The organism is Nonomuraea sp. NPDC001699 (assembly GCF_053596455.1).
The window spans coordinates 712486-734235 of the sequence record NZ_JBSFGF010000002.1; the positions used below are offsets into that span (position 1 = coordinate 712486).

Consider the following 21750-nt stretch of genomic DNA (forward strand, 5'->3'; position numbering starts at 1 on the left):
GCCGGCCCGCACACGGCCGCAGACAACAGGGCCGATGTTGCGGACGCGGCATCGGCAACGCCCACCTGCACGTTCTCGCCATTTTGCCATGCGCACTGCGGCCGGACCGGCGGGTGACGGGCGGCGAGCCGGCCGATGGCGGCGGCGAAGGGTGGCCCGGCAGGGGTGGACCCGGCGCGTCGCCGGTCATCACCGGCTCGCCGCAGGTGATGCCCCAGGTAATACCTGAGGTGATGCCGCAGGTGGGACGACCACGGCAATAGTGGTGACGGTCTCATCGGACCAGATTTCGGCGTAGGCCGGCCGGGCGTGGTCAGGTCTTCGTCGGCTGGTCGGGCAAGATCGGACGCTTCAACGACACCCGGCGGATCGAGCGGGCCTACCGGCAGGGGGTGCACCAGCAACACCGCACGCACCGATGCCCAGCCCCATGACCGGAGAACCGCAACACCCGAGCACGCCCCAGCGCACCAGCCGACCTCCGAGCAACCAGCCGACCGCCACCCACCTCACGGCCGAGCAGACCGCACCAAGCGCACCAGGCCAAGCGCACCTACAGCCAGTCGCGGCGTTTGAAGACCATGTAGAGCACCATGCACACCGCCGCCATCAACAAGATCGCGAACGGATACCCGAACACCCAATGAGTCTCGGGCATGAAGTCGAAGTTCATCCCGTAGATGGTCCCGACCAGCGTCGGCGCGAACAGGATGGCCGCCCACGCCGAGATCTTCTTGACCTCCTCGCCCTGCTGGATGCTGGCCTCGGTCATGCGGGCCATCTCCGCGTTCTGGGCCTGGGTCACCAGTGTCGAGTTGACCACCAGGATGTTCTGCAACATCTGGCGGAAGGCCGAGATGCGCTCGGTCACCGTGATCGCGTGGTCGGCGACGTCCCGCAGGTAGCTCTGCAGTTCGTCGTTGACGCCGTACTTGGCGGCTCCGGCGATGAAGGCGTGGATCATGCCCACCAGCGGCGCCGTGGCCCGCTGGAACTCGATCACCTCGCCGGACAGCTCGTAGACGCGCCGCGACACCGAGGGGTCGCCGCTGAAGACCTCGACCTCGATCTCCTCGATGTCCTTCTGCAGCCCGGCCACCACCGGGGCGTAGCCGTCGACCACGGCGTCGAGGATGGCGTACAGGACGGCCTGCGGGCCCTGACGCAGCAGCTCGGGGTCGGACTCCATGCGCTTGCGCACGCCCTGCAGGTCGGGGGCCTCGGCGTGGCGCACGGTGATCACGAAGTTGGGGCCGATGAAGACGTGCAGCTCGCCGAAGGCCACCTCCTCCACGTCGTCGAGGTAGCGGGCGGCGCGGAGCACCACGAAGAGGGTGTCGCCGTAGCGGTCGGCCTTGGCCCGTTGGGAGCCGACGATCGCGTCCTCGAGCGCCAGCTCGTGCAGCTCGAACTCCTCGGCGAGCTTGACGAGCTCCCATTCCTTCGGACGGTAGAGGCCGATCCAGGCCATGCTGTCCGGCATCTGCTTGAGGCGTTCGAAGGCGTCGGCGAGCGAGCCGGGATTGTCGACCCGCTCGCCGTTCTGGTAGATCGCGTTGTCGATGACGGTGGGCCGATAGGGGTGCTCCTCGGTGGCACGCGGGTCCATCGAGTGCTCCGGCGCCTCCTCGCGGTTGTCACCGCTGCGCCTGAACCCCTTCACCCTGGCCATGCACCCCTCCGATCCGGTCTACTGCGTTGACTGTCCGGTCGCCGCGAAGCCGTTGAGCTCCTGGGTCGCCCGATCCCTGATGGTCTTGCGCCACATCGGCGTCCAGCCGAACAGCAGCCCCTGCGGTCTGCCGAGAGCCATTCTGGACCAGCGCCTGAAGTCGAACTCGTCGTGGTGGCGGACGATGAGGTCGTCCTCGAACCTGAACAGCGCGTCGATCTCGTTGACGACCGCCCGGCCGGTGCTGGAGAAGGTGTAGCTGGCCGTCCAGTGGGCCGAGCCGCTGAACTCGTCGGCCTGGACGTCGCGGTAGCCGGATCTCAGCCCGTTGCGCACGCCGAGCTGCAACCGCCACATCGCCATCACCCGGTCCCGGCCCTCGACCTCCTGGAAGATGGGGTCGCCGAAGCTGACGTCGGGGTGATAGCAGCGCTCCATGGCCGCGAAGTCCCCGCGGCCGAGAGCGTCGTAGAAGGCGCTGATGAGCGCCACGTGCCGATCGTTCACCTTGCTATCGAATCATGGCCGCACCGTTGTCCCAGCACACGGCCCGCAGCCACTCCTCGCCGAGATCCAGGCGGGCGAGGGCGTCGAGCTGGTGCGCGTAGGGGTACGGGATCGTCGGGAAATCGCTGCCGAGCACCACCTTCCCCGAAAGTCCGAGATCACGCAGAACCGGGCGCAATCGGGTGGGAAACGGCATGCCGCGCTCGGAGAAGTCGGTGAAAGCCATGGTGGTGTCCAGCGCGACCCGCTCATGGCGGACGGCCAGCTCGAAGAACGGCTCGTACTCGGGCATGCCCAGGTGCGCGATCACCACCCGCAGCCGGGGATGGGCGGCCAGCACCGCGCCGATCGGCCCCGGCCCCACGTGGCCGCCGGGCACGGGCACCGAGCTGGCGTGCACGACCACGGGCACGCCCGACTCCGCCAGCAGCCCCCAGACCCCGGCCAGCTCCGGCGCGGCCGGGTCGAAGCCGCCGACCTGGAGGTGCACCTTGAAGATCTTGACGCCCTCCGCCAGCGCCGCGCGCACGTAGTCCGCGACGCCGGGCTCGGGGTAGAACGTCGCCGACGGCAGGCAGTCGGGGTTGCGGCGGGCGAAGTCGAGGGTCCAGGCGTTGAGGTCGCGCGCCATGTCCGGCTTGTGCGCGTACGCCAGGGCCGGGAAACGCCGTACGCCCATCTCGCGCAGTCGCGTCAGCCGCTCCTCGACCGGCCATTCGTACTCGATCTTCCAGCCGGCGCCCATCAGCGGGCCGCCGTGGTTGAAGTGATGCCAGACCCGGCGTTCCATGCGTCCGGGCAGGAAGTGCACATGCAGGTCGATCAGGCCCGGCAGCCCGAGCTCGCGCCACCACGCCGGAACGCCCGCGTCAGAATGCAGTTCTGCGGCCACAGCCGGGACTTTACCCGGCTAGTGTTTCTCCTCGATGGACATGCTCTGGGCCCACCTGATCAAGGTTCAGCCTGACCCCGACCCCTGGGTCGTGCTGGTCTCGGCTCTGGCCGCGCTCGCGGTCGTCGCGTTCCGCACACCCTGGCAGGTGTCCAGGGGCCTGATCACGATCGCCCACGAGGGCGGTCACGCGGTCATGGCGCTGCTCACCCGGCGCAAGCTCGAAGGCATCCGGCTCCACTCCGACACCTCCGGCGTCACGCTGACCAGGGGCCGCCCCAACGGTCCCGGCATGGTGCTGACCGCGCTCGCCGGCTACCTGGCGCCGTCGCTGCTGGGGCTGGCCGCCGCGTGGCTGACCGAGCAGGGCCGCATCACGCTGCTGATCTGGGGCGTGCTGCTCTTCCTGGTGTGCATGCTGCTGCTGATCCGCAACCTCTACGGCGCGCTGATCCTGCTGGTCACCGGCGGCGCGGTGTTCGCCCTGTCCATGTACGCCCCCGCCGAGGTCCAGCAGGCCGTGGCCATGGTCGCGACGTGGTTCCTGCTGTTCGGCGGCGTCCGGCCGATCGTCGAGCTGCAGCGCAAGCGGCGCAGGCGGCAGGCCAGAGACTCCGACGCCGACCAGCTCGCCCGGCTGACGTTCCTGCCCGGCGGCTTCTACGTGTTCTTCTTCCTGCTGGTGGCCGCCGTGTCGGTGGTGTTCGGCGCGTACTTGATGAACCCGCTGACCCCCTGAAAGCCGAAATTTCACATTAAACTCACCGGCAACAGGGGGGTGTGTGCCGTGCTGCCAGCCGAGGACGCGCCCGGGTACCGGGTGCTCGATCAGGCGGGCCAGGGCGGGTTCGCCGTCGTCTACCGCGCCTACCAGGAGCGCCTCGACCGGGTCGTGGCGCTGAAGGTCCTGTCGGTCGACCGGGTCGACCAGCGCACCATGCGCCGCTTCCAGCGCGAGCTCCAGCTCACCGGCCGCCTGACCGGCCATCCCAACGTCGTGACCGTCTTCGACACCGGCGTGACGCGCTCGGGCAAGCCGTACATCGCGATGGACTTCTTCGAGAACGGCTCGCTACGCGACAAGATCCGCAAGGAGGGGCCGCTCGGGGTGCCCGACGTGCTGCGCGCGGGCGTCAAGCTCGCCGGCGCGCTGGCCGCCGTGCACGAGGCCGGGGTGCTGCACGGCGACATCAAGCCGCAGAACATCCTCATCTCCCGCTACGGCGAGCTCGCCGTGGCCGACTTCGGCGTGGCCAGGGTCGTGGACGCCGCCGAGATCTCGGCCACCTCGCAGGCGTTCACCCCGCTGCACGCCGCCCCCGAGGTGCTCACCGGGCAGCCGCACTCGGCCGCGAGCGACATCTACTCCCTCGGCTCGACGCTCTACCACCTGCTGGCCGGACAGCCCGCCTTCCACAACCCCGCCGACCCGTCGATCGCGCCGCTGATGTACCGGGTGCTGAGCCTCGACCCGCCGCCGATCAACCGGGCCGACGTGCCGCCGGTGGTGTTCGGGACGATCCTGCGGGCGATGTCCAGGCAACCCGGGTCGCGGCCCGGTTCGGCCAGGGAGCTGGCGCGGCGGTTGCAGGAGGTGCAGGCGGAGCTGGGGCTGTCGGTGACCGACCTGGTGGGCCAGGACCCGGGGCCGGGGCCCGCGATGTCCACCGTCCCACGCCGCCCGCACGGCGGCCCGGACGCCCCACCGCACCCCGGCGACCCCTCCCTGCCCGCGACCGGCAGCCACCTGCCTCCGGGCCCTGGCCCCGGCTCCGGCCCCGGCCCGTACTCGCCCGGCGTTCCGGGCCACCCCGGCGGCCCCCGGCCGGAGGCCCCCACGACGCCACCCACCGGAGCGGGGAGCCTCAGGAAACGCCTGCTGATCGGCGGGACGGTCGCGGTCGTGGCGATCGGCGGCACGGCCCTGGCCATCCACCTGTCGCTCCGGCAACCCACCGGCCCGACCCCCGCCGCCACGCGACAGCCCGAGGCCAGGACCGCCGCCACCACCCCGCCGCCGATCAGCAAGCGGGACGTCGCCGCGCTCGCCCCCCGCAGGCTCAAGGTCACCGCCGACCGCGGCGCCCTGGTGGAGCTGAGCTGGACGCTCCCGGCCGACGCCCGCCGCTACCCGGTCGTCCTGCAACGTTCGCCGGCGGGCGCGGGCGAGCAGGCCGTCACCGCTCTCGGCCAGGGCGCCACCACCACCCGCGTCGCCGGTCTCGACCCGGACACCGGCTACTGCTTCCTGGTGGGCGTGCCGCTGCGCATCTCGGCGGACTCCACGGTCGCCTGGTCGAGACCGGCCTGCATCAGAGGGGCGCGCTCAGCCCAGTAGCTTGCGCGCCGCCTGCTCGATCTCCTCCTCCGACAGCAGCACGTGGTTGGCCGCGTCGCCCAGCGGGATGAAGCTGTCGGCCGAGGTCACCCGGGCCACCTGCCCGGTGAACCCGGCGTCGAGCAGCTCGGTCGTCACGCCCTCGGACACGCCACCGGAGTGCCGGGTCTCGTCGGCGATCAGCACCTTGCCGGTCAGCTCGGCCGCCCGCAGCAGGTCGTCCACCGGCAGCGGCGCCAGCCAGCGCAGGTCGAGGACGCGGCAGCCGTAGCCCTCCTGGGTGAGCCGGACGGCGGCCCGCAGGCTCATGCGCAGCCCGTTGCCGAACGTCACGATCGTCAGGTCGCGGCCCTCGCCGTACGAGCGCGCCCGCCCGACGGGCACGTGCGTCTCGCGCCAGCGTGCCGGCGGCGTGTACGACGCCAGCCAGCCGCCGTCGCCCTCCTCGAACAGGTCACGCGTGTGGTAGAGCGCGATCGGCTCCAGGAACACGCAGACCGATCCGGCCGTACGGGCGGCGGCCAGGCAGGTGCGCAGCATGGCGGCGGCGTCGTCGGGACGCGCGGGCGAGGCCACGACCAGGCCCGGGATGTCGCGCAGCGCGGCCACCGCGTTGTCGTTGTGGAAGTGGCCGCCGAAGCCCTTCTGGTAGGCGTAGCCGGCGACGCGGACGACCATGCCGTTGGTGTAGGCGCCGCGCGAGAAGAACGACAGCGTGGCGCCCTCGCCGCGGATCTGGTCGAGCGCGTTGTGCAGGTAGGCCAGGTACTGGATCTCCGGCACCGGCAGCTGGTTGGACACGGCCGAGCCGAGCGCGAGGCCGAGGATGGCCTGCTCGTCGAGGAGCGTGTCGAACACCCGCGAGCCGCCGAACCGCTTCTGCAGCCCCCGGGTGACGCCGTAGACGCCGCCCTTCCTGGCGACGTCCTCGCCGAAGACCGTCATCTCGGGGTAGACCACCAGCGCGTCGGCGAGCGTGCGGTTGATGGTCTGCGACAACGTGAGCGGCTTCTCCAGCTCGGGCAGCGAGCCCGCGAACGCCTTCTCCCTGACCGGGCCCTCGCCGGCGGTCGGGCTGATGTTGGCGATCAGGTCGGGGCGGCGCGGCGCGATCGGCTCCATGACCTCCGCGGCCGAGCCGAGCCGCGGGGCGCGGGTGGTCTCCAGGGCGATGCGCAGGATGTGCTCGCGCGCCGACTCGTACGCCTTGAGCAGGTCCTCCGGGGTCTCGAGCCCGGCCTCGACCAGCAGCCGCGCGGTGCGCAGGAGCGGGTCGCGCTCCATGTCGGCCCGCAGCTCCCGCTGGGTGCGGTAGGCCGACTCGACGTCGGACCCGGCGTGACCCATCAGCCGCACGGTGGACAGGTGCAGGAACGCGGGGGAGCGGTTGGCCCGGACGTGCTGGACCGCGAGCATGGCGGCGTCGTAGGCGTCGGGCAGGTCGCAGCCGTCGGCGGCGAAGTACGCGATGCCCGGCCGCCGCGCCGCCGCCTCCACCCACCCCTTGGGGGTGCGGACGCTGATGCCGATGCCGTTGTCCTCGCACACGAACAGGATGGGCAGCGGCTGCCCCTGGAAGGTCGCGTAGGAGGCGGTGTTGAACCCGGACAGGGCGCTGGCGTGGTTGATCGAGGCGTCGCCGAAGCTGCACACGGCGATGGCGTCGGGCGGCCAGGCCGACCGGTCGCCGAGCGCGGCGGCCCGCTCGATGGCGAAGGCGACGCCCACGGCGCGCGGCAGATGGCTGGCGATGGTCGAGGTCTGCGGGATGACGGCCAGGTGGGGGTGGCCGAACACCTTGTGGCGGCCGCCCGCGATCGGCTCGTCGGCCGCCGCGGTCAGACCCATCAGCACGTCGCGCAGCCCCTGCTCGGGCAGCCGCCCGGCCTGCTCGGACCTGGTCAGGTAGAAGGCGCCGGACCGGTAGTGGAGCAGCGCCGGGTCGCTCGCCCTGGCCGCGGCGGCGACCGCCGCGTTGCCCTCGTGGCCGGCCGACCCGATCGTGTAGAAGCCTTCGTCCTGCTCGCGGAGCCAGCGGGCGGCGATGTCGAGCAGGCGGCTGTCGAGCTGGCGCTGGAACAGGGTCCTGCACCGGTCGCCGGTCAGCGACGTGCCCTCGCGCACCGGGCCGCCGGGATCTCGGGCGGGGCCTGCCTTCAGCGCCGCAACGGATTGGATGAAATGTGTCTCAACAGTGTCGCGCGCCACACCCCTGATTATGTCTGTCATCGCCGCCGCCGTCTGCCGGAGTCCATGACAGATTGTGGTCCGTCCGTTTAACCCTGATCCATGGTCGTTTGTCAGAGTTCACGGGCTTTCGTGGTGCTGTGTGCGGTGTGAAACGCGGGCCGGTCAGTTAGTGGTCGTTAACACTGGCTTCGATCGCGGCGCGCGCCATCGCGTGCAGTAGGGGGCGCATGGCGTGCGCGGGCAGCTCGCCCGCGCTGTGGGGCGTGGAGTTGAGCAGCCCGAAGACCGCGTGGGTCGCCGCGCGCAGCCGGGCCGGCGGGCACTCCGGGTGCAGCTCGGCCAGCACGGTCACCCACTCCTCGACGTAGAGGCGTTGCAGCCGCCTGATCCCGCGGCGCTCGGGCTCGGGCACGTTGCCCAGCTCGCGGTCGTGCACGGTGATCAGCGCGGGCTGGTCGAGCGCGAACGTGATCTGCACGTCGAGCAGCGCGTCGAGCGTCTCGGCCGGGCTCCGGGACGAGGTCGCCACCGCCACCGCCGACTCCCGCAGCCGCGAGCTGACGTCGAGCAGCATCTCGGCGAGCAGCGCGTCCTTGCCGCTGAAGTGGCGGTAGAGCGCGGGGCCCGAGACGCCGACCGCGCCGCCGATGTCCTCGATGGAGACGCCGTGGAAGCCTCGCGCGGCGAACAGGCGGGCGGCCGCCGCGAGGATTTCCATGCGCCTTCTGCCGCGCTCGCGGGTAGGTGGGGAGGCAGTGGTCACGTCTCACATGCTAGACGGTTACGTTAATGATGACTAACATCTCGGCCATGACGAGAGGGGACTCATGAGCGACTGGCCGGTGCTGAGGTCGGCCGTGGAGCCCGGGAGCGAGGCGTACAAGCGCAACTCCGAGCTCAACGAGCGCCTGGCCGCCGAACTGCTCGAACGGCTGGCCACGGCGGCGCTCGGCGGTCCCGAGCGGTCGCGGCTGCGGCACGTCGAGCGGGGCAAGCTGCTGCCGCGCGACCGCGTCGACGGGCTGCTCGACCCGGGATCCCGCTTCCTGGAGCTGTCGCCGCTGGCGGCCGGCGGCCTCTACGACGACCAGGCGCCCGCCGCCGGGATCATCACCGGCGTCGGCCGGGTGGCCGGGCGCGAGTGCGTGGTCGTGGCCAACGACGCGACCGTCAAGGGCGGCACGTACTACCCGATGACCGTCAAGAAGCACCTGCGGGCCCAGGAGGTGGCCCTGCACAACCACCTGCCCTGCGTCTACCTGGTCGACTCCGGCGGCGCGTTCCTCCCCAAACAGGACGAGGTCTTCCCCGACCGGGAGCATTTCGGGCGCATCTTCTACAACCAGGCCACGATGTCGGCCCGCGGCATCCCGCAGATCGCCGCGGTGCTCGGCTCGTGCACCGCCGGCGGCGCGTACGTGCCGGCCATGAGCGACGAGGCCGTCATCGTCCGCGGCCAGGGCACGATCTTCCTGGGCGGCCCGCCCCTGGTGAAGGCGGCCACCGGCGAAGAGGTCACGGCCGAGGAACTGGGCGGCGGCGACCTGCACTCCCGGGTCAGCGGCGTCACCGACCACCTGGCCGAGGACGACGCCCACGCCCTGGCCATCGTCCGCGACATCGTCTCGACGCTGGCCCCCAGGGCCTCCCGCCCCTGGGACACCGTCGCGCCCGAGGAGCCGCACCACGACCCGCGCGACCTGTACGGCATCGTCCCCGCCGACACCCGCCAGCCCTACGACGTGCGCGAGGTCATCGCCCGCCTGGTGGACGGCTCGCGCTTCCTGGAGTTCAAGGCCGAGTACGGCTCCACCCTCGTCACCGGCTTCGCCCACCTGCACGGCCACCCGGTGGGCATCGCGGCCAACAACGGCATCCTGTTCAGCGAGTCGGCGATGAAGGGCGCGCACTTCATCGAGCTGTGCGACCAGCGCCGCATCCCGCTGGTGTTCCTGCAGAACATCAGCGGGTTCATGGTCGGCAAGGCCTACGAGGCGGGCGGCATCGCCAAGCACGGCGCCAAGATGGTGACGGCCGTGTCGTGCGCGCGGGTGCCCAAGTTCACGGTCGTGATCGGCGGCTCGTTCGGGGCGGGCAACTACGCCATGGCCGGACGGGCCTACTCGCCCAGGTTCCTGTGGATGTGGCCCAACGCCCGCATCTCCGTCATGGGCGGCGAGCAGGCGGCGAACGTGCTGACCACCGTCGGCGACGCCGACCCCGACGCCATCCGCGCCCAGTACGAGTACCAGGGCAACCCCTACTACTCCACCGCCCGGCTCTGGGACGACGGCGTGATCGACCCGCTCGACACCCGCACCGTCCTCGGGCTGGCCCTGTCCGCGGCGGCCAACGCGCCGCTCGAACCCGCCGGCTACGGCGTCTTCCGGATGTGATCATGCTCTTCGACCGTGTTCTCATCGCCAACCGGGGCGAGATCGCCGTCCGGGTCGTCCGGACGCTGCGCGCGCTCGGCATCGAGTCGGTGGCGGTGTTCACGCCGCCCGACGCGGGCGCCAGGCACGCCCGCGAAGCAGACATCGCCCTCGAAGTCTCGAAATATCTAGACATCGAGGCGATCGTGGAGGCGGCGCTCGCCTCCGGCGCGCAGGCCGTGCATCCCGGCTACGGCTTCCTGGCCGAGAACGCCGCGTTCGCGCGGCGCTGCGCCGAGGCCGGGCTCGTCTTCGTCGGCCCGTCCCCCGAGGCCATCGACGCCATGGGCGACAAGATCCGGGCCAAGGCCACCGTGTCGGCGGCCGGCGTGCCGGTCGTCCCCGGCGGGGCCGAGCCGGGCGACGACCTGGCGGAGTGGGCCGAGTTCCCGGCGCTGATCAAGCCGTCCGCGGGCGGCGGGGGCAAGGGCATGGTGCTGGTGCGCTCGGCCGCCGAGCTGCCCGACGCGCTGGAGTCGGCCCGCCGTACGGCGCGGGCGGCGTTCGGCGACGGCACCCTGCTCATCGAGCGGTACGTCGAGAACCCCCGGCACATCGAGATCCAGGTGATGGCCGACGCCCATGGCAACGTCGTGCACCTGGGCGAGCGCGAGTGCAGCCTGCAGCGCCGGCACCAGAAGATCATCGAAGAGGCGCCGTCGCCCTTCGTGACCCCCGACACGCGCGCCCGCATGGGCGCCGCGGCCGTCGAGGCCGCCCGCTCGGTCGGCTACGTCGGCGCCGGCACGGTCGAGTTCATCGTCGACGGCACCACCGGCTCCTACCACTTCATGGAGATGAACACCCGGCTCCAGGTCGAGCACCCGGTCACCGAGCTGGTCACCGGCCTGGACCTGGTGGAGCTGCAACTGCGCGTCGCGGCCGGCGAGCCGCTGCCGTTCGGCCAGGAGGCGGTGCGGCTGGACGGCCACGCCGTCGAGGCCCGCGTCTACGCCGAGGACCCGGCGCGCGGCTTCCTGCCCAGCGGCGGGCGCGTCCTGGCCCTGCGCGAGCCCGGCGGCGACGGCCCGGGACGGGTGCGGGTCGACTCCGGCCTGGCCGAGGGCGGCGTCGTCGGCAGCGACTACGACCCCATGCTGTCCAAGGTGATCACCTGGGCGCCGGACCGCGCCTCGGCGCTCAGGGCGCTGGACCGGGCGCTCGCCCGCACGGCGGTCCTCGGCGTGGTCACCAACGTGCCGTTCCTGCGCGCGCTCGTCCGGCACCCGGCCGTCGAGGCGGGGGAGCTGGACACCGGCCTGGTCGAACGGGTGCTGCCCGAGCTGCTGCCCCGGGAGGGCGTGCCCCGGGAGGTGGCCGCCGCGGCGGCGCTGGCCTTCCACGCGCTCCCGCAGGGCCCCGACCCCTGGCAGGTCACCGACGGCTGGCGGGTCGGCGAGCGCGCCTGGACGACCTGGCGGCTGGAGTCGCGGGACGGCGTGCACGCGGTGCCCGTACGCGGGCTGCCCGGCCGTTCGGCCGAGGTGCGGCTCGACGGCGAGGTGGTCCCCGCGCGGATCGCGACCGGCGGCGGCGGGCTGACGGTCACCCTGGGCGGCCGGACCACGCGTTACCTGACCGCCCGCCACGGCGACACGCTCTGGCTCGGCCGCGACGGCGAGTCGTGGGCGTTCACCCGCCACCTCATCGGCGACCCGGGCGACCGGCCCGGAGCCGCGGGCGCGGGCGACGGCGTGGTCCGCAGCCCCATGCCCGGCACCGTCCTGCTGGTCAAGGTGCAGCCCGGCGACCGGGTGAGCGAGGGGCAGCCGCTGGTCGTCGTCGAGGCCATGAAGATGGAGCACACGGTCACCGCCCCCTGTGACGGCGTGGTCGCCGAGCTGCCCGTCCAGCCGGGCAAGCCGGTCGACATGGACGCCGTGCTGGCCGTGGTCACCGGTGAGGAGGCGTGATGCCGTACCGCATGGAAGGGCTTCCCGAGCGGGTCACGGTCTACGAGGTGGGCCCGCGCGACGGCCTGCAGAACGAGTCGGCGATCGTGCCGGTCGAGGTGAAGGCCGAGTTCATCGACCGGCTGGCCGACGCCGGGCACCGGGTCATCGAGGCGACCAGCTTCGTCCACCCCAGGTGGGTGCCGCAGCTCGCCGACGCCGGTGAGCTGCTCGGCCGCCTCGACCGCAGGCCCGGCGTGCGCTACCCGGTGCTGGTGCCCAACGAGCGCGGGCTCGACCGCGCGCTGGAGCTGGACGTCACCGAGATCGCGATCTTCGCCAGCGCCACCGAGACCTTCGCCGCCAAGAACCTCAACCGCACGCTGGAGAGCCAGTTCGACATGTTCGAGCCGGTCGTGGCCAGGGCGCTGGAGCACGGGCTGCGGGTGCGCGCGTACGTGTCGATGTGCTTCGGCGACCCTTGGGAGGGGCCCACGCCGGTCGGGCAGGTCGTCGAGGTCGGCGAGCGGCTGCTCGGGCTCGGCTGCTACGAGCTGTCCCTCGGCGACACGATCGGCGTCGGCACGCCGGGCCACGTGACCGAGCTGATCGGCGCGTTCGGCGGGCCCGACCGGCTCGCCGTGCACTTCCACGACACCTACGGGCAGGCGCTCGGCAACACGCTCGCCGCGCTGAGAGCGGGCGTGACCACCGTCGACGCCTCCACGGGCGGCATCGGCGGCTGCCCGTACGCCGAGTCCGCCACCGGCAACCTCGCCACCGAGGACCTCGTGTGGATGTTGCGCGGGCTCGGCATCGAGACCGGGCTCGACCTGGACAAACTCGTGTCCACCAGCACCTGGCTGGCCGAGCGGCTGGGCCGGCCCAGCCCCTCGCGCGTCGTCCAGGCCCTCGCGAAAGGCTGATCATGCTGAACGACGAATACCAAGAGCTGCGCAAGACCGTCGAGGCGTTCGCCCGTGACGTGGTGGCGCCCGTGATCGGCGACTACTACGAGCGCGAGGAGTTCCCGTACGACATCGTGCGCAAGATGGCCGACATGGGGCTGTTCGGCCTGCCGTTCCCGGAGGAGTTCGGCGGCATGGGCGGCGACTACTTCGCCCTGTGCCTGGCCCTTGAGGAGCTGGCCCGCGCCGACTCCAGTGTGGCGATCACCTTGGAGGCCGCGGTCTCGCTGGGCGCGATGCCGATCTACCGGTTCGGCACCGACGAGCAGCGCCAGGAGTGGCTGCCCCGGCTGGCCTCGGGCGAGATGCTGGGCGCGTTCGGGCTGACCGAGCCGGGCGGCGGCTCCGACGTGCCGGGCGGCATGCGCACGACCGCCGTGCTCGACGGCGGCGAATGGGTGATCAACGGGACGAAGGCGTTCATCACCAACTCCGGCACCGACATCACCGGCGTGATCGGCGTGGCCGCGCTCACCGGCGAGCGGGAGATCTCCACGATCCTCGTGCCGAGCGGCACGCCGGGGTTCACGGTCTCCAAGAAGTACTCCAAGGTCGGCTGGAACGCCTCCGACACCCGCGAGCTGTCCTTCTCCGACTGCCGGGTGCCGGCCGCCAACCTGCTGGGCGAGCGGGGCCGCGGCTACGCGCAGTTCCTCCAGACCCTCGACGAGGGCCGCATCGCCATCGCCGCGCTCAGCGTGGGCCTGGCGCAGGGCTGCGTGGACGAATGCCTCAAGTACGTCAGGGACCGCAAGGCGTTCGGCCACCCGATCGGCCACTACCAGGCCATCCAGTTCAAGATCGCCGACATGGAGGTGCGCGCGCACACCGCCCGCCTGGCCTACTACCACGCGGCCGAGAAGATGCTGGCCGGGGCGCCGTTCAAGAAGGAGGCGGCGATCGCCAAGCTGGTGTCCTCGAACGCGGCCATGGACAACTCCCGCGACGCCACCCAGGTGTTCGGCGGGTACGGCTTCATGAACGAGTTCCCGGTCGGCCGCTTCTACCGCGACGCCAAGATCCTGGAGATCGGGGAGGGCACCAGCGAGGTGCAGCGCATGCTCATCGCCCGTCAGCTCGGCCTCGGCGACCTCTGACCCGCCAGAACGCCATGATGGACGAAAGGGCACAGAGGTTCTAGTGTCGTACCTCATGACAGCGGACGATCTTCTCATCAGGAGGGCGGAGAAGGCGGACGCGGACGAGGTGTTCGCGTTGGCGCGCGAGTTCGGGCTGACCTTCAGGCCGGAGCGCGGGGCCTTCGACGCCGCGCTCCCGCAACTCCTGCGCAACGAGGACGCCCTGCTGCTGACGGCCGTCGTGGGCGGCCGCGTCCACGGATACCTGCTGGGGTTCGTGCACCTGACGCTGTTCGCCAACGGGCCGGTCGCCTGGGTCGAGGAGGCCATGGTCCAGTCGGGCTCGCGCCGGCAGGGCATCGGCCGCCGGCTCCTGGAGGAGTTCGAGGCGTGGGCCCGTACCCGGCAGGCCGGGTACGTGGCGATGGCCACCCGGCGGGCGCCGGAGTTCTACCACGCGCTGGGTTACGAGGCGTCGGCCACCTTCTTCCGCAAGGTTTTGCGCTGACAGACGATTGCTCCGAGTAACGGTCCGTTTTGTCGGTGTTTGATGGCATCCTTGGGGCGTGAGCATCCACGCCGTCAGCCCACTGTTCGTCGGGCGGGCCCGCGAGCTGAACGCTCTGGGAGACGCCCTGGCCAGAGCACGCGCGGGCGCGTCGTCCACCGTGCTCGTCGGCGGCGAGGCGGGGGTCGGCAAGACCCGCCTGGTCAACGAGTTCACCGACCGGGCCGGCGAGGCGCGGGTGCTCGTCGGCGGCTGCCTGGAGCTGGGCACCGAGGGCCTGCCGTTCGCGCCGTTCACGGCCGTGCTGCGCGGGCTCGTGCGCGAGCTGGGCCGCGACGGCGTGGCGGCGCTGGTGCCCGGCGGCACGACGCGCGGGCTGGCCCGGCTGCTGCCCGAGTTCGGCGAGCCGGACAAGGACGGCGCCGAGGCGCGGGCCCGGCTGTTCGAGCAGGTGCTTGGGCTGCTGGAGCGGCTGGCCGAGGAGCGCCCGGTGCTGCTGGTGGTCGAGGACGCCCACTGGGCCGACCGCTCCACCCGCGACCTGCTCTCCTTCCTGGTCCGCTACCAGCGCACGGCGGCCCGGCTGATGATCGTGGTCACCTACCGCACCGACGAGCTGCACCGCACCCATCCGCTGCGTCCGATGCTGGCCGAGCTGGGCCGCATCGAGTGGGTGAGCCGGGTCGAGCTGCGCCGGCTCACCCGCAGGGAGGCCGTCGCGCAGGCGGCCAGCATCCTGCGGCGCGAGCCGTCCCCCGCCGCGATGGACCTGATCTACGCCCGCAGCGAGGGCAACCCGCTGTTCGTCGAGGCGCTGCTGAGCGAGGCCGACGGCGGCGACATGCTCCCCGAGTCCCTGCGCGACCTGCTGCTGGCCAGCGTCGAACGGCTGCCCGACGAGACCCAGGAGCTGCTGCGGGTGGCCAGCGCGGGCGGCCAGCGCATCGAGCACGACCTGCTCACCGCCGTGGCCGGGCTCGACGACACCGCCCTGTCGCGGGCGCTGCGCCCCGCCGTGGCGGGCAACGTGCTGGTGGTCGACGGCGAGGGCTACGGCTTCCGGCACGCGCTCATCCGCGAGGCCCTCCACGACGACCTGCTGCCCGGCGAGCACACCCGCCTGCACACCCGCTACGCGCAGGCCCTCGAACGCGACCTGTCGATCCTGCCCGCCCCGCGCGGCGCGATCGAGCTGGCCCACCACTGGCACTCCGCCCACGACTCAACCTGGGCGCTGGTCAGCGCCTGGCGCGCGGCCGCCGCGGCCCGCAAGTCCACCGCCTACGACGAGCAGCTCCGGATGCTCTCGCGCGTGCTGGAGCTGTGGGACCAGGTGCCCGACGCCGCCGAGCGCATCGGCTGCGACCGCCTCGACGTGCTCAGGCAGACCGCCACGGTCGCCCACCTCGCCGGCGAGTACGAACGCGGCCTGGCCCTGGCCGGGGCCGCGCTCGCCGAGGTCGACCTCGACGCCGACCCGATCAGGGCGGCCACCCTGCTGCGCCAGCGCGGCCTGACCCGCTACGACCTGGGCCGCGCCGGCTACCTCGACGACCTGCGCAAGGCGGCCGAGCTGGTGCCCGCCGACCCGCCGTCCAAGCTGCGCGGCCAGGTCCTGGAGACGCTGGCGCGCATGCTGCACCGTCCCGAGGACTGGCCGGAGAAGCTGGCGACGGCCCAGCTCGCCATGGAGATCGGCCACCAGACGGGCGACGCCAACGTCGAGGCGCACGCGCTCATCAGCCTGGCCTGGGCGCGGTCGTGCTTCTCCGACATCGAGGCCCAGCTCCCGCAGTTCGCCGAGGCGCGCAGGGTCGCCCGCGCGCAGGGGGCCTACAACGCGCTGATGCGCTGCGCGATCTCCGAGTCCGACGCGCTGGAGGGCGCCGGACGGCACGAGCGGGCCGCGCAGGTCGCCCGCGAGGGCGTCCAGGAGGCCGGGAACTACGGCCTGGCCCGCACGTCCGGCACGTTCCTGGCGATCAACCTGACCGAGCCGCTGCTCTCGCTGGGCCGCTGGGACGAGGCGCTCCAGGTGGTCGAGCAGGCGTTCGACCTCGCGCCGCCGGCCCCCTACCGGGCCAGCCTCCAGGGCTTCGTGATGGACATCGCGCTCGCGCGGGGGCAGATCGACCGGGCCGACAACCTGCTGTCGTCGTCGGCCAGCGTGTTCGCCCGCGGCACCTACCGGGATCAGACCATGCTGCCGCACCTGCGCAGGCAGGTCCTGCTGCTGCAGGCGCAGGGACGGCTCGGCGAGGCGCTGGAGGCCGCGGCCCGGGGGCTGGAGACGCAGGACCTGCTGCCCTCGCCGCGCTACTCCTGGCCGGTGCTGGTGACGTTCGCGCAGCTCGCGCGGCCGGTGCTCGGCGAGAGCGGCTCGCCGTACGCCGGGGTCGCGGCGTCCGTCGTCGCGCGGCTGCGGGAGGTGGCGCGGGAGCTGGCGGTGGACGGCGAGCTCCAGGAGGCGCAGCGGCTGACGTTCGCGGCGCTGACCGGGCCGGAGGAGGGGCTCGGCGGGGCGGCCCAGCTCAAGGCGTGGGAGTCGGCGGTGGCGGCCTGGGCGGGGTTGCGGCAGCCGTACGCGGAGGCGCAGTGCCTGATGGGCGCCGCCCACGCGGCGCTGGCCGAGGGGGACCGGCGGGCCGCGGCCGGGATGCTCGCGCGGGCGCGGGAGCTGGCCGGGCAGCTCGGGGCCACGCCGCTGCTCGAACAGCTCGACGTGTTCGGCCGGCGGGCCCGCATCGGCGGCACCGACGAGCCCGACGGGCCGCCGCTGGGGCTGACCGCGCGCGAGCTGGAGGTGCTGCGCGAGGTGACCAACGGGCGCAGCAACCGGGAGATCGCCGAGGTGCTGTTCATCTCGGTCAAGACGGTGAGCGTGCACGTCTCCAACATCCTGGCCAAGCTGGGCGTCGCCACGCGCGGCGAGGCGGCGGCGACGGCCCACCGGCTGGGCCTGTTCGGCTGAGACGCGCGGGGACGGCCGTCAGCCGGTGAGCTGGGCCTCCAGGCGGTAGCCGTCCACCGTGACGTAGACCTGGTCGCCGGGACGGGCGTTCAGGCGCATGAGCACCGGCTGGAGCGAGTCGAAGACCGGCTGGTGGCCCTGCCAGACCAGCACGATGGCGTTGTCGCCCGGGCCGGTCACCGACAGCAGGGTGCCGGGACGCATGCCGAGCTGGGCCGCGTAGCCCTCCGGCACCGGCACCGGGCCGCCCCTGAGGTGTTCCGGGGTGACCTCGATGCGCTGCCAGCGGCGCGGGTCCGACGACGGGCTCGGCAGCGGCGGAGGCGGCGTGGACGGCGTTCCGGCCAGGGCGCCGGGCATCATCCCCGGCCGGCCGCCCGACAGCCCGCCGGACAGCGCCGACAACGTGGCCAGGGCCGCCGAGGGGTCGATGGAGTTGGCGTTCGCCGCGGGGATGGGCTGGCCGCCGCGGTGGTGGTGGCCGTTGGCGCCCGGCGTACGGCGGGGGAGGGGCTGGGCGGGCTGCGGCGAGGCGTCCATCGGGCCGGGGGCCGACTCCGACGGCAGGGCGTCGAGCCACGCCTTGGCGGAGTGGGCCCGAATGCCCAGCTCGGTCAGCAGCTCCACGACGTCGGTGTCCGGCGGGGCGGCGGCCAGGAGCTGCCGCGTACGGGCCTGGAGGCCGTGGATGTCGCCGACGACGAGCCAGCCGTCCTGGAGGCGGCGGTCGGGCATGAGCGTCACCAGGACCCGCCACAGGGGCGTGCGCAGCGACGGGACCATCGCCGGGTGGGCCGGGTCGGCGCCGATCAGCTGCTCCTCGGTGGCCGCCGCGCCGAGCCATTCGGTGAGCCGGAACATGTGGCCGGTCACCGGCGCGGACTCCGACGAGCGCAGCCAGTGCAGGACGCGCTCCTCGGCGGTGCGCTGCGCCTGGGAGAGCACGTCGCGGTCCACGAGCAGCTTGTGGGCCAGGGTCCGCAGGCTGACCGGGTCCTCGGCGAACAGCCGGTGCACGGCGACGGCCAGCTCCAGCTTGTCCAGGCCGCGGAACAGGCCGTCGACGACGCGGACCATCGCGTGGTCGGGGTCGGCCGGGACCTGGCCGGAAGCGGCGGCCCCGGGCACAGCGGCACCGGGGACTGCGGTGCCGGGGACTGCGGTGCCTGGGACGGGGGCGCCTGGGACGGGAGCGGCGTACGCGGGGCCGTCGGTCTGCGGGCCGCCGTCCGGACGGCCGGCGGTGGGCCGCTGCGGAAGCCGAGCACCGCCCTGCGCCGGGAACGACCCGGTCTGCGGGCCGCTGTTCGGCTGGGCCGGGAACGAGCCCGTCTGGCGTCCCTCGGGCTGCGCCTGGAAGGAGCCGGTCTGGCGGCCCGGATCGGGCTGGGCGGCGAAGGAACCCGTCTGGCGGCCCGGGTCGGGCTGGGCGGGGAACGAGCCGGTCTGGGGGCCGCCGCCACCCTGCGCGGGGAAGGAACCGGTCTGGCGTCCCTCGGGCTGCGCCTGGAAGGAGCCGGTCTGATGCCCCGGGGCGTTCTCGGGCGGCGGGGGGAACGAGCCGGGCTGCTGGGCGGCCGGGCGGGACGCGGCCGGACGCTGCGGAAGGGGGCCCTCGCCGGTCGGTCCCTGCCCCGAGGCGGCCTGGGGCTGGGCGGGGAAGGCGTCGCTGTGCGGGGTGAAGGCGGCGGGCCGGCGCTGGGGGCCGCTGCCGGGCTGGGCGGCGTACGCACCGGATTCGGCCGCCGGGACGGCCGGGAAGGAGCCCGTCTGACTGCCCGAGCCGCGTACGAGCGGACGGGTGACGTCCGGCGACCCGGACTGCTGGGCCGGTACGGCCTCCCGCTGCGCCGGGATGCGCCCGAGCACCTCACGCAGGACCGAGCCGATCACCACCTCGGGCGTCGCCGACGGGGTGCCGAGCTCGCCGGGCGCCAGGCGGCGCAGCCGCTGCCAGCCGCCGAGCCCCGTGACCGCCGTACGGGTGGCCTCCGGCCAGCCGGGCAGCGCCGGATCGACCTGATGGACGGCGAGCGCGGGAAGCAGGTCCATCAGCGGCAGATGGTCCCAGCGGGCGGAGATCAGCCGGGCGAGCCGTTCGCAGACCCAGTCGAGACCGGCCGTGCCGAGCGCCCTGGACACCGCGAGGGAGGACCACCACCCCGCCGGCAGCCGCGGATCCCCCAGCACCTCGGCCACCTGCTGAGGGCGGCTCCAGCGCAGAGCAGGGACGAGGTCGCTCAGGCAGATCGATGACTCGACTTCCATCGGCGGACCTTATCCTCCCCAGTGGGCCGCGTGGGCAACCCGGTACGCATGTGGCTAATGGTGCAGCCTACGCGGCAAGCTATCAATCAGTGTGAATAGGGTAAAGACGGTTCAGATCCAAACCGTACCGTGGACGGCCGCCCACCTGGGCCACACATTCCGCCCCGGCACGGCAACCCGCCTCCAGCGCGAGCGCGGCGCCCGCTCCCTGGAGGATGGCCGCGAGGTACCCGGCCGCGAAGGCGTCGCCCGCGCCCGTGGAGTCCACCACCTCGGCGGACACGCCCGCGCACGTGGCCGTGAGCTCGCCGTCCACCGCCACCAGCGCGCCCTCGGCGCCCATCTTCACGACCGCTGTGCCGTACGTCTCACTCAGCAGGACGGCGGCCCGCTCCGGCGCCGGGACGCCGGTCAGGACCAGGGCCTCGTCCAGATTCGGGATGATCAGGTCGGCCGCGGACGTCTCCCGCATGAAACGTTCGACGCCGAAGTCCCGCAGCGGCCCCGTCGAGGCCGGGTCGACGCTGATCGGCACCCCGGCGGCGACGGCGTCCCGGACGGCGGCCCTGACCATGCGGAGACCGGGCGCCGCGAACAGGGTGTACCCCGACAGGTGCAGCCGCCCGACCCCGTCGAGCAGGGACGGGTCCCAGTCGGCCTCGGAGATCAGGCCGCCCGCGCCGCGGTTGGTGAGCATGGACCGTTCGCCGGTCTTGTCCACCATGGCGATGACGACCGCCGTGGGATGCTCCCGGTCCACCGTCACGTGCGGCCGGACCCCGGTCTTGACCAGCTCCGTCGTGTGCCACTCGCTGCTGTCGTAGCCGAGTTTGGCCAGCAGCCGCGAGTCGGCCCCCAGGTGGGCGGCCCAGGCGGCGGTGTTCGCCCCCGAGCCGCCGGGTCGCAGCACGATCTCCGCGGCGGTGTCGGTGCCCGCCATGACCGGCGAGCCGTGCAGCGCCACCACATCGGTGACCACGTCACCGATGACCAGGAGGCCCGTGTCACTCACGCCCGCGACCAGGCCACGGCGATCTCGGCGGCCAGCGCGGTGTTGCCGCGCACGGCGGCCAGGTTGGCCTCCAGCGAGGCGCCGGCGGTGCCGTTGACGAGGTAGCTCAGCAGGAACGGCGTGATCGCCTGGCCCTTGACGCCCTCGCGCTCGGCGGCGGCCAGCGCCTCGGCCAGCACGCGGTCGTGCAGCGCCGGGTCGAGCTGCTGGTCCTGCGACACCGGGTTGGCGACGATGAACGCGGTCTCCGGGCCGGCCAGCGCGTCCTGGCCGCGCATCACGGCGGCGGCGTCCTCGGGCGTCTCGATGCGCCAGTCGATCGGCTGGCCGGAGGAGTTCAGGTAGAAGCCGGGGAAGGTGTCGGTGCGGTAGCCGGCCACGGTCACGCCGCGCGTCTCCAGCCGCTGCAACGTCGCCGGCACGTCGAGGATCGACTTCACGCCCGCGCAGACGACCGTGATCCGGGTGCGGGCGAGGGTGTCGAGGTCGGCGGACTCGTCCTGGTCCTCGGTCCAGCCGCGGTGCACGCCGCCCAGGCCGCCGGTCGCGAAGATCCGGATACCGGCGCGGGCGGCCAGGAACGACGTGGCCGACACGGTCGTCGCCCCGCTCGCCTTGAGCGCCGAGGCCAGCGGCAGGTCACGCTGGCCCAGCTTGCGCAGCCCGGACTCGGTCGCGATGCGCTCCAGCTCCAGCTCGTTCAGGCCGATCCTGGCCACGCCGTCCAGGACGGCGATCGTGGCCGGCACCGCGCCCGCCGCGCGGACCACGCCCTCCAGCTCGCGGGCCACCTCCAGGTTGCGCGGCTGCGGCAGACCGTGGGAGATGATCGTGGACTCCAGGGCCACGACGGGCGCGCCGCCCGCCAGGGCCTCGGCGACCTCGTCGGACGGCTGGAGAAGGGGAACGGTGGTGCTGCGCATGGTGGGTTTCAAGCTCCTTGAGTGGTGCTGGCCGGTTCAGGGAGAACGGCGTGCCTGTCGGAATTTGTTCCGAACGGAGCAGCGTACGGGGGCCC

At 72.9% G+C, this 21750-nt stretch carries 16 protein-coding genes; 8 read left to right on the plus strand and 8 right to left on the minus strand.

Annotated elements, in window-relative coordinates:
• Nucleotides 1-553 precede the first annotated feature (553 nt).
• From ACWCSU_RS08820 to ACWCSU_RS08830, 3 genes are read right to left on the minus strand one after another with little or no spacing between them, the layout of a single operon-like run.
• Complete coding sequence (locus ACWCSU_RS08820) at nucleotides 554-1672, minus strand: magnesium and cobalt transport protein CorA (protein WP_364097967.1); 1119 nt, start codon at nucleotides 1670-1672, stop codon at nucleotides 554-556.
• An 18-nt stretch (nucleotides 1673-1690) separates the two neighbouring features.
• Nucleotides 1691-2179 (minus strand): nuclear transport factor 2 family protein, encoded by a 489-nt coding sequence (locus ACWCSU_RS08825; protein WP_449934566.1) that lies wholly within the window; start codon nucleotides 2177-2179, stop codon nucleotides 1691-1693.
• Nucleotides 2180-2183: 4 nt separating this feature from the next.
• Nucleotides 2184-3071, minus strand: coding sequence for an amidohydrolase family protein (locus ACWCSU_RS08830; protein ID WP_397036914.1), 888 nt, complete (start codon nucleotides 3069-3071; stop codon nucleotides 2184-2186).
• A 34-nt stretch (nucleotides 3072-3105) separates the two neighbouring features.
• On the opposite strand from ACWCSU_RS08830, the gene ACWCSU_RS08835 reads away from it, so the two are divergent.
• Complete coding sequence (locus ACWCSU_RS08835) at nucleotides 3106-3810, plus strand: M50 family metallopeptidase (protein WP_357701175.1); 705 nt, start codon at nucleotides 3106-3108, stop codon at nucleotides 3808-3810.
• Nucleotides 3811-3858: 48 nt separating this feature from the next.
• On the plus strand, nucleotides 3859-5409 hold the full coding sequence (locus tag ACWCSU_RS08840; protein WP_449934570.1) for a protein kinase domain-containing protein: 1551 nt from the start codon (nucleotides 3859-3861) through the stop codon (nucleotides 5407-5409).
• Here the strand turns inward: ACWCSU_RS08840 and ACWCSU_RS08845 are convergent.
• On the minus strand, nucleotides 5398-7533 hold the full coding sequence (locus ACWCSU_RS08845) for a thiamine pyrophosphate-dependent enzyme (RefSeq protein ID WP_357701171.1): 2136 nt from the start codon (nucleotides 7531-7533) through the stop codon (nucleotides 5398-5400). The two genes, ACWCSU_RS08840 and ACWCSU_RS08845, sit on opposite strands and share 12 nt — an antisense overlap.
• A gap of 232 nt (nucleotides 7534-7765) precedes the next feature.
• Nucleotides 7766-8317, minus strand: a complete 552-nt coding sequence (locus tag ACWCSU_RS08850; RefSeq protein ID WP_449934772.1) for a TetR/AcrR family transcriptional regulator — start codon at nucleotides 8315-8317, stop codon at nucleotides 7766-7768.
• Nucleotides 8318-8426: 109 nt separating this feature from the next.
• On the opposite strand from ACWCSU_RS08850, the gene ACWCSU_RS08855 reads away from it, so the two are divergent.
• Genes ACWCSU_RS08855 through ACWCSU_RS08880 form a run of 6 tightly spaced genes read left to right on the plus strand, consistent with a single transcriptional unit; the run spans nucleotide 8427 to nucleotide 17452 of the window.
• Nucleotides 8427-9995, plus strand: coding sequence for a carboxyl transferase domain-containing protein (locus ACWCSU_RS08855; protein WP_449934573.1), 1569 nt, complete (start codon nucleotides 8427-8429; stop codon nucleotides 9993-9995).
• A 2-nt stretch (nucleotides 9996-9997) separates the two neighbouring features.
• Nucleotides 9998-11947, plus strand: coding sequence for an acetyl/propionyl/methylcrotonyl-CoA carboxylase subunit alpha (locus ACWCSU_RS08860; protein WP_449934575.1), 1950 nt, complete (start codon nucleotides 9998-10000; stop codon nucleotides 11945-11947).
• Complete coding sequence (locus ACWCSU_RS08865) at nucleotides 11947-12852, plus strand: hydroxymethylglutaryl-CoA lyase (RefSeq protein ID WP_357701165.1); 906 nt, start codon at nucleotides 11947-11949, stop codon at nucleotides 12850-12852. The genes ACWCSU_RS08860 and ACWCSU_RS08865 overlap by 1 nt, the downstream gene beginning before the upstream one ends.
• A gap of 2 nt (nucleotides 12853-12854) precedes the next feature.
• Nucleotides 12855-13991, plus strand: coding sequence for an acyl-CoA dehydrogenase family protein (locus ACWCSU_RS08870; protein WP_364097945.1), 1137 nt, complete (start codon nucleotides 12855-12857; stop codon nucleotides 13989-13991).
• Between the two features lie 55 nt (nucleotides 13992-14046).
• Nucleotides 14047-14481, plus strand: a complete 435-nt coding sequence (locus tag ACWCSU_RS08875) for a GNAT family N-acetyltransferase (protein WP_357701161.1) — start codon at nucleotides 14047-14049, stop codon at nucleotides 14479-14481.
• A 58-nt stretch (nucleotides 14482-14539) separates the two neighbouring features.
• The gene (locus ACWCSU_RS08880; protein ID WP_449934578.1) at nucleotides 14540-17452 is read left to right on the plus strand and encodes a helix-turn-helix transcriptional regulator; all 2913 of its coding nucleotides are present in this window, start codon (nucleotides 14540-14542) and stop codon (nucleotides 17450-17452) included.
• A gap of 18 nt (nucleotides 17453-17470) precedes the next feature.
• Here the strand turns inward: ACWCSU_RS08880 and ACWCSU_RS08885 are convergent, their stop codons facing one another.
• The 3 genes from ACWCSU_RS08885 to ACWCSU_RS08895 form a co-directional block, all read right to left on the minus strand.
• Nucleotides 17471-19720, minus strand: coding sequence for a hypothetical protein (locus ACWCSU_RS08885; RefSeq protein ID WP_449934580.1), 2250 nt, complete (start codon nucleotides 19718-19720; stop codon nucleotides 17471-17473).
• An 82-nt stretch (nucleotides 19721-19802) separates the two neighbouring features.
• Complete coding sequence (locus tag ACWCSU_RS08890; RefSeq protein WP_449934581.1) at nucleotides 19803-20732, minus strand: carbohydrate kinase family protein; 930 nt, start codon at nucleotides 20730-20732, stop codon at nucleotides 19803-19805.
• The gene (locus ACWCSU_RS08895) at nucleotides 20729-21655 is read right to left on the minus strand and encodes a pseudouridine-5'-phosphate glycosidase (protein WP_357701153.1); all 927 of its coding nucleotides are present in this window, start codon (nucleotides 21653-21655) and stop codon (nucleotides 20729-20731) included. Before ACWCSU_RS08895 ends, ACWCSU_RS08890 begins: the two co-directional genes overlap by 4 nt.
• Between the last annotated feature and the right edge of the window lie 95 nt (nucleotides 21656-21750).

Excerpts from the sequence above, each read along its gene's own strand:
- ACWCSU_RS08820 (WP_364097967.1), bottom strand. The coding sequence starts at position 1,672 with ATGGCCAGGGTGAAGGGGTTCAGGCGCAGCGGTGACAACCGCGAGGAG.
- ACWCSU_RS08835 (WP_357701175.1), top strand. The coding sequence starts at position 3,106 with ATGGACATGCTCTGGGCCCACCTGATCAAGGTTCAGCCTGACCCCGAC.
- ACWCSU_RS08850 (WP_449934772.1), bottom strand. The coding sequence starts at position 8,317 with ATGGAAATCCTCGCGGCGGCCGCCCGCCTGTTCGCCGCGCGAGGCTTC.
- ACWCSU_RS08855 (WP_449934573.1), top strand. The coding sequence starts at position 8,427 with ATGAGCGACTGGCCGGTGCTGAGGTCGGCCGTGGAGCCCGGGAGCGAG.
- ACWCSU_RS08860 (WP_449934575.1), top strand. The coding sequence starts at position 9,998 with ATGCTCTTCGACCGTGTTCTCATCGCCAACCGGGGCGAGATCGCCGTC.
- ACWCSU_RS08865 (WP_357701165.1), top strand. The coding sequence starts at position 11,947 with ATGCCGTACCGCATGGAAGGGCTTCCCGAGCGGGTCACGGTCTACGAG.
- ACWCSU_RS08870 (WP_364097945.1), top strand. The coding sequence starts at position 12,855 with ATGCTGAACGACGAATACCAAGAGCTGCGCAAGACCGTCGAGGCGTTC.
- ACWCSU_RS08875 (WP_357701161.1), top strand. The coding sequence starts at position 14,047 with ATGACAGCGGACGATCTTCTCATCAGGAGGGCGGAGAAGGCGGACGCG.
- ACWCSU_RS08885 (WP_449934580.1), bottom strand. The coding sequence starts at position 19,720 with ATGGAAGTCGAGTCATCGATCTGCCTGAGCGACCTCGTCCCTGCTCTG.
- ACWCSU_RS08895 (WP_357701153.1), bottom strand. The coding sequence starts at position 21,655 with ATGCGCAGCACCACCGTTCCCCTTCTCCAGCCGTCCGACGAGGTCGCC.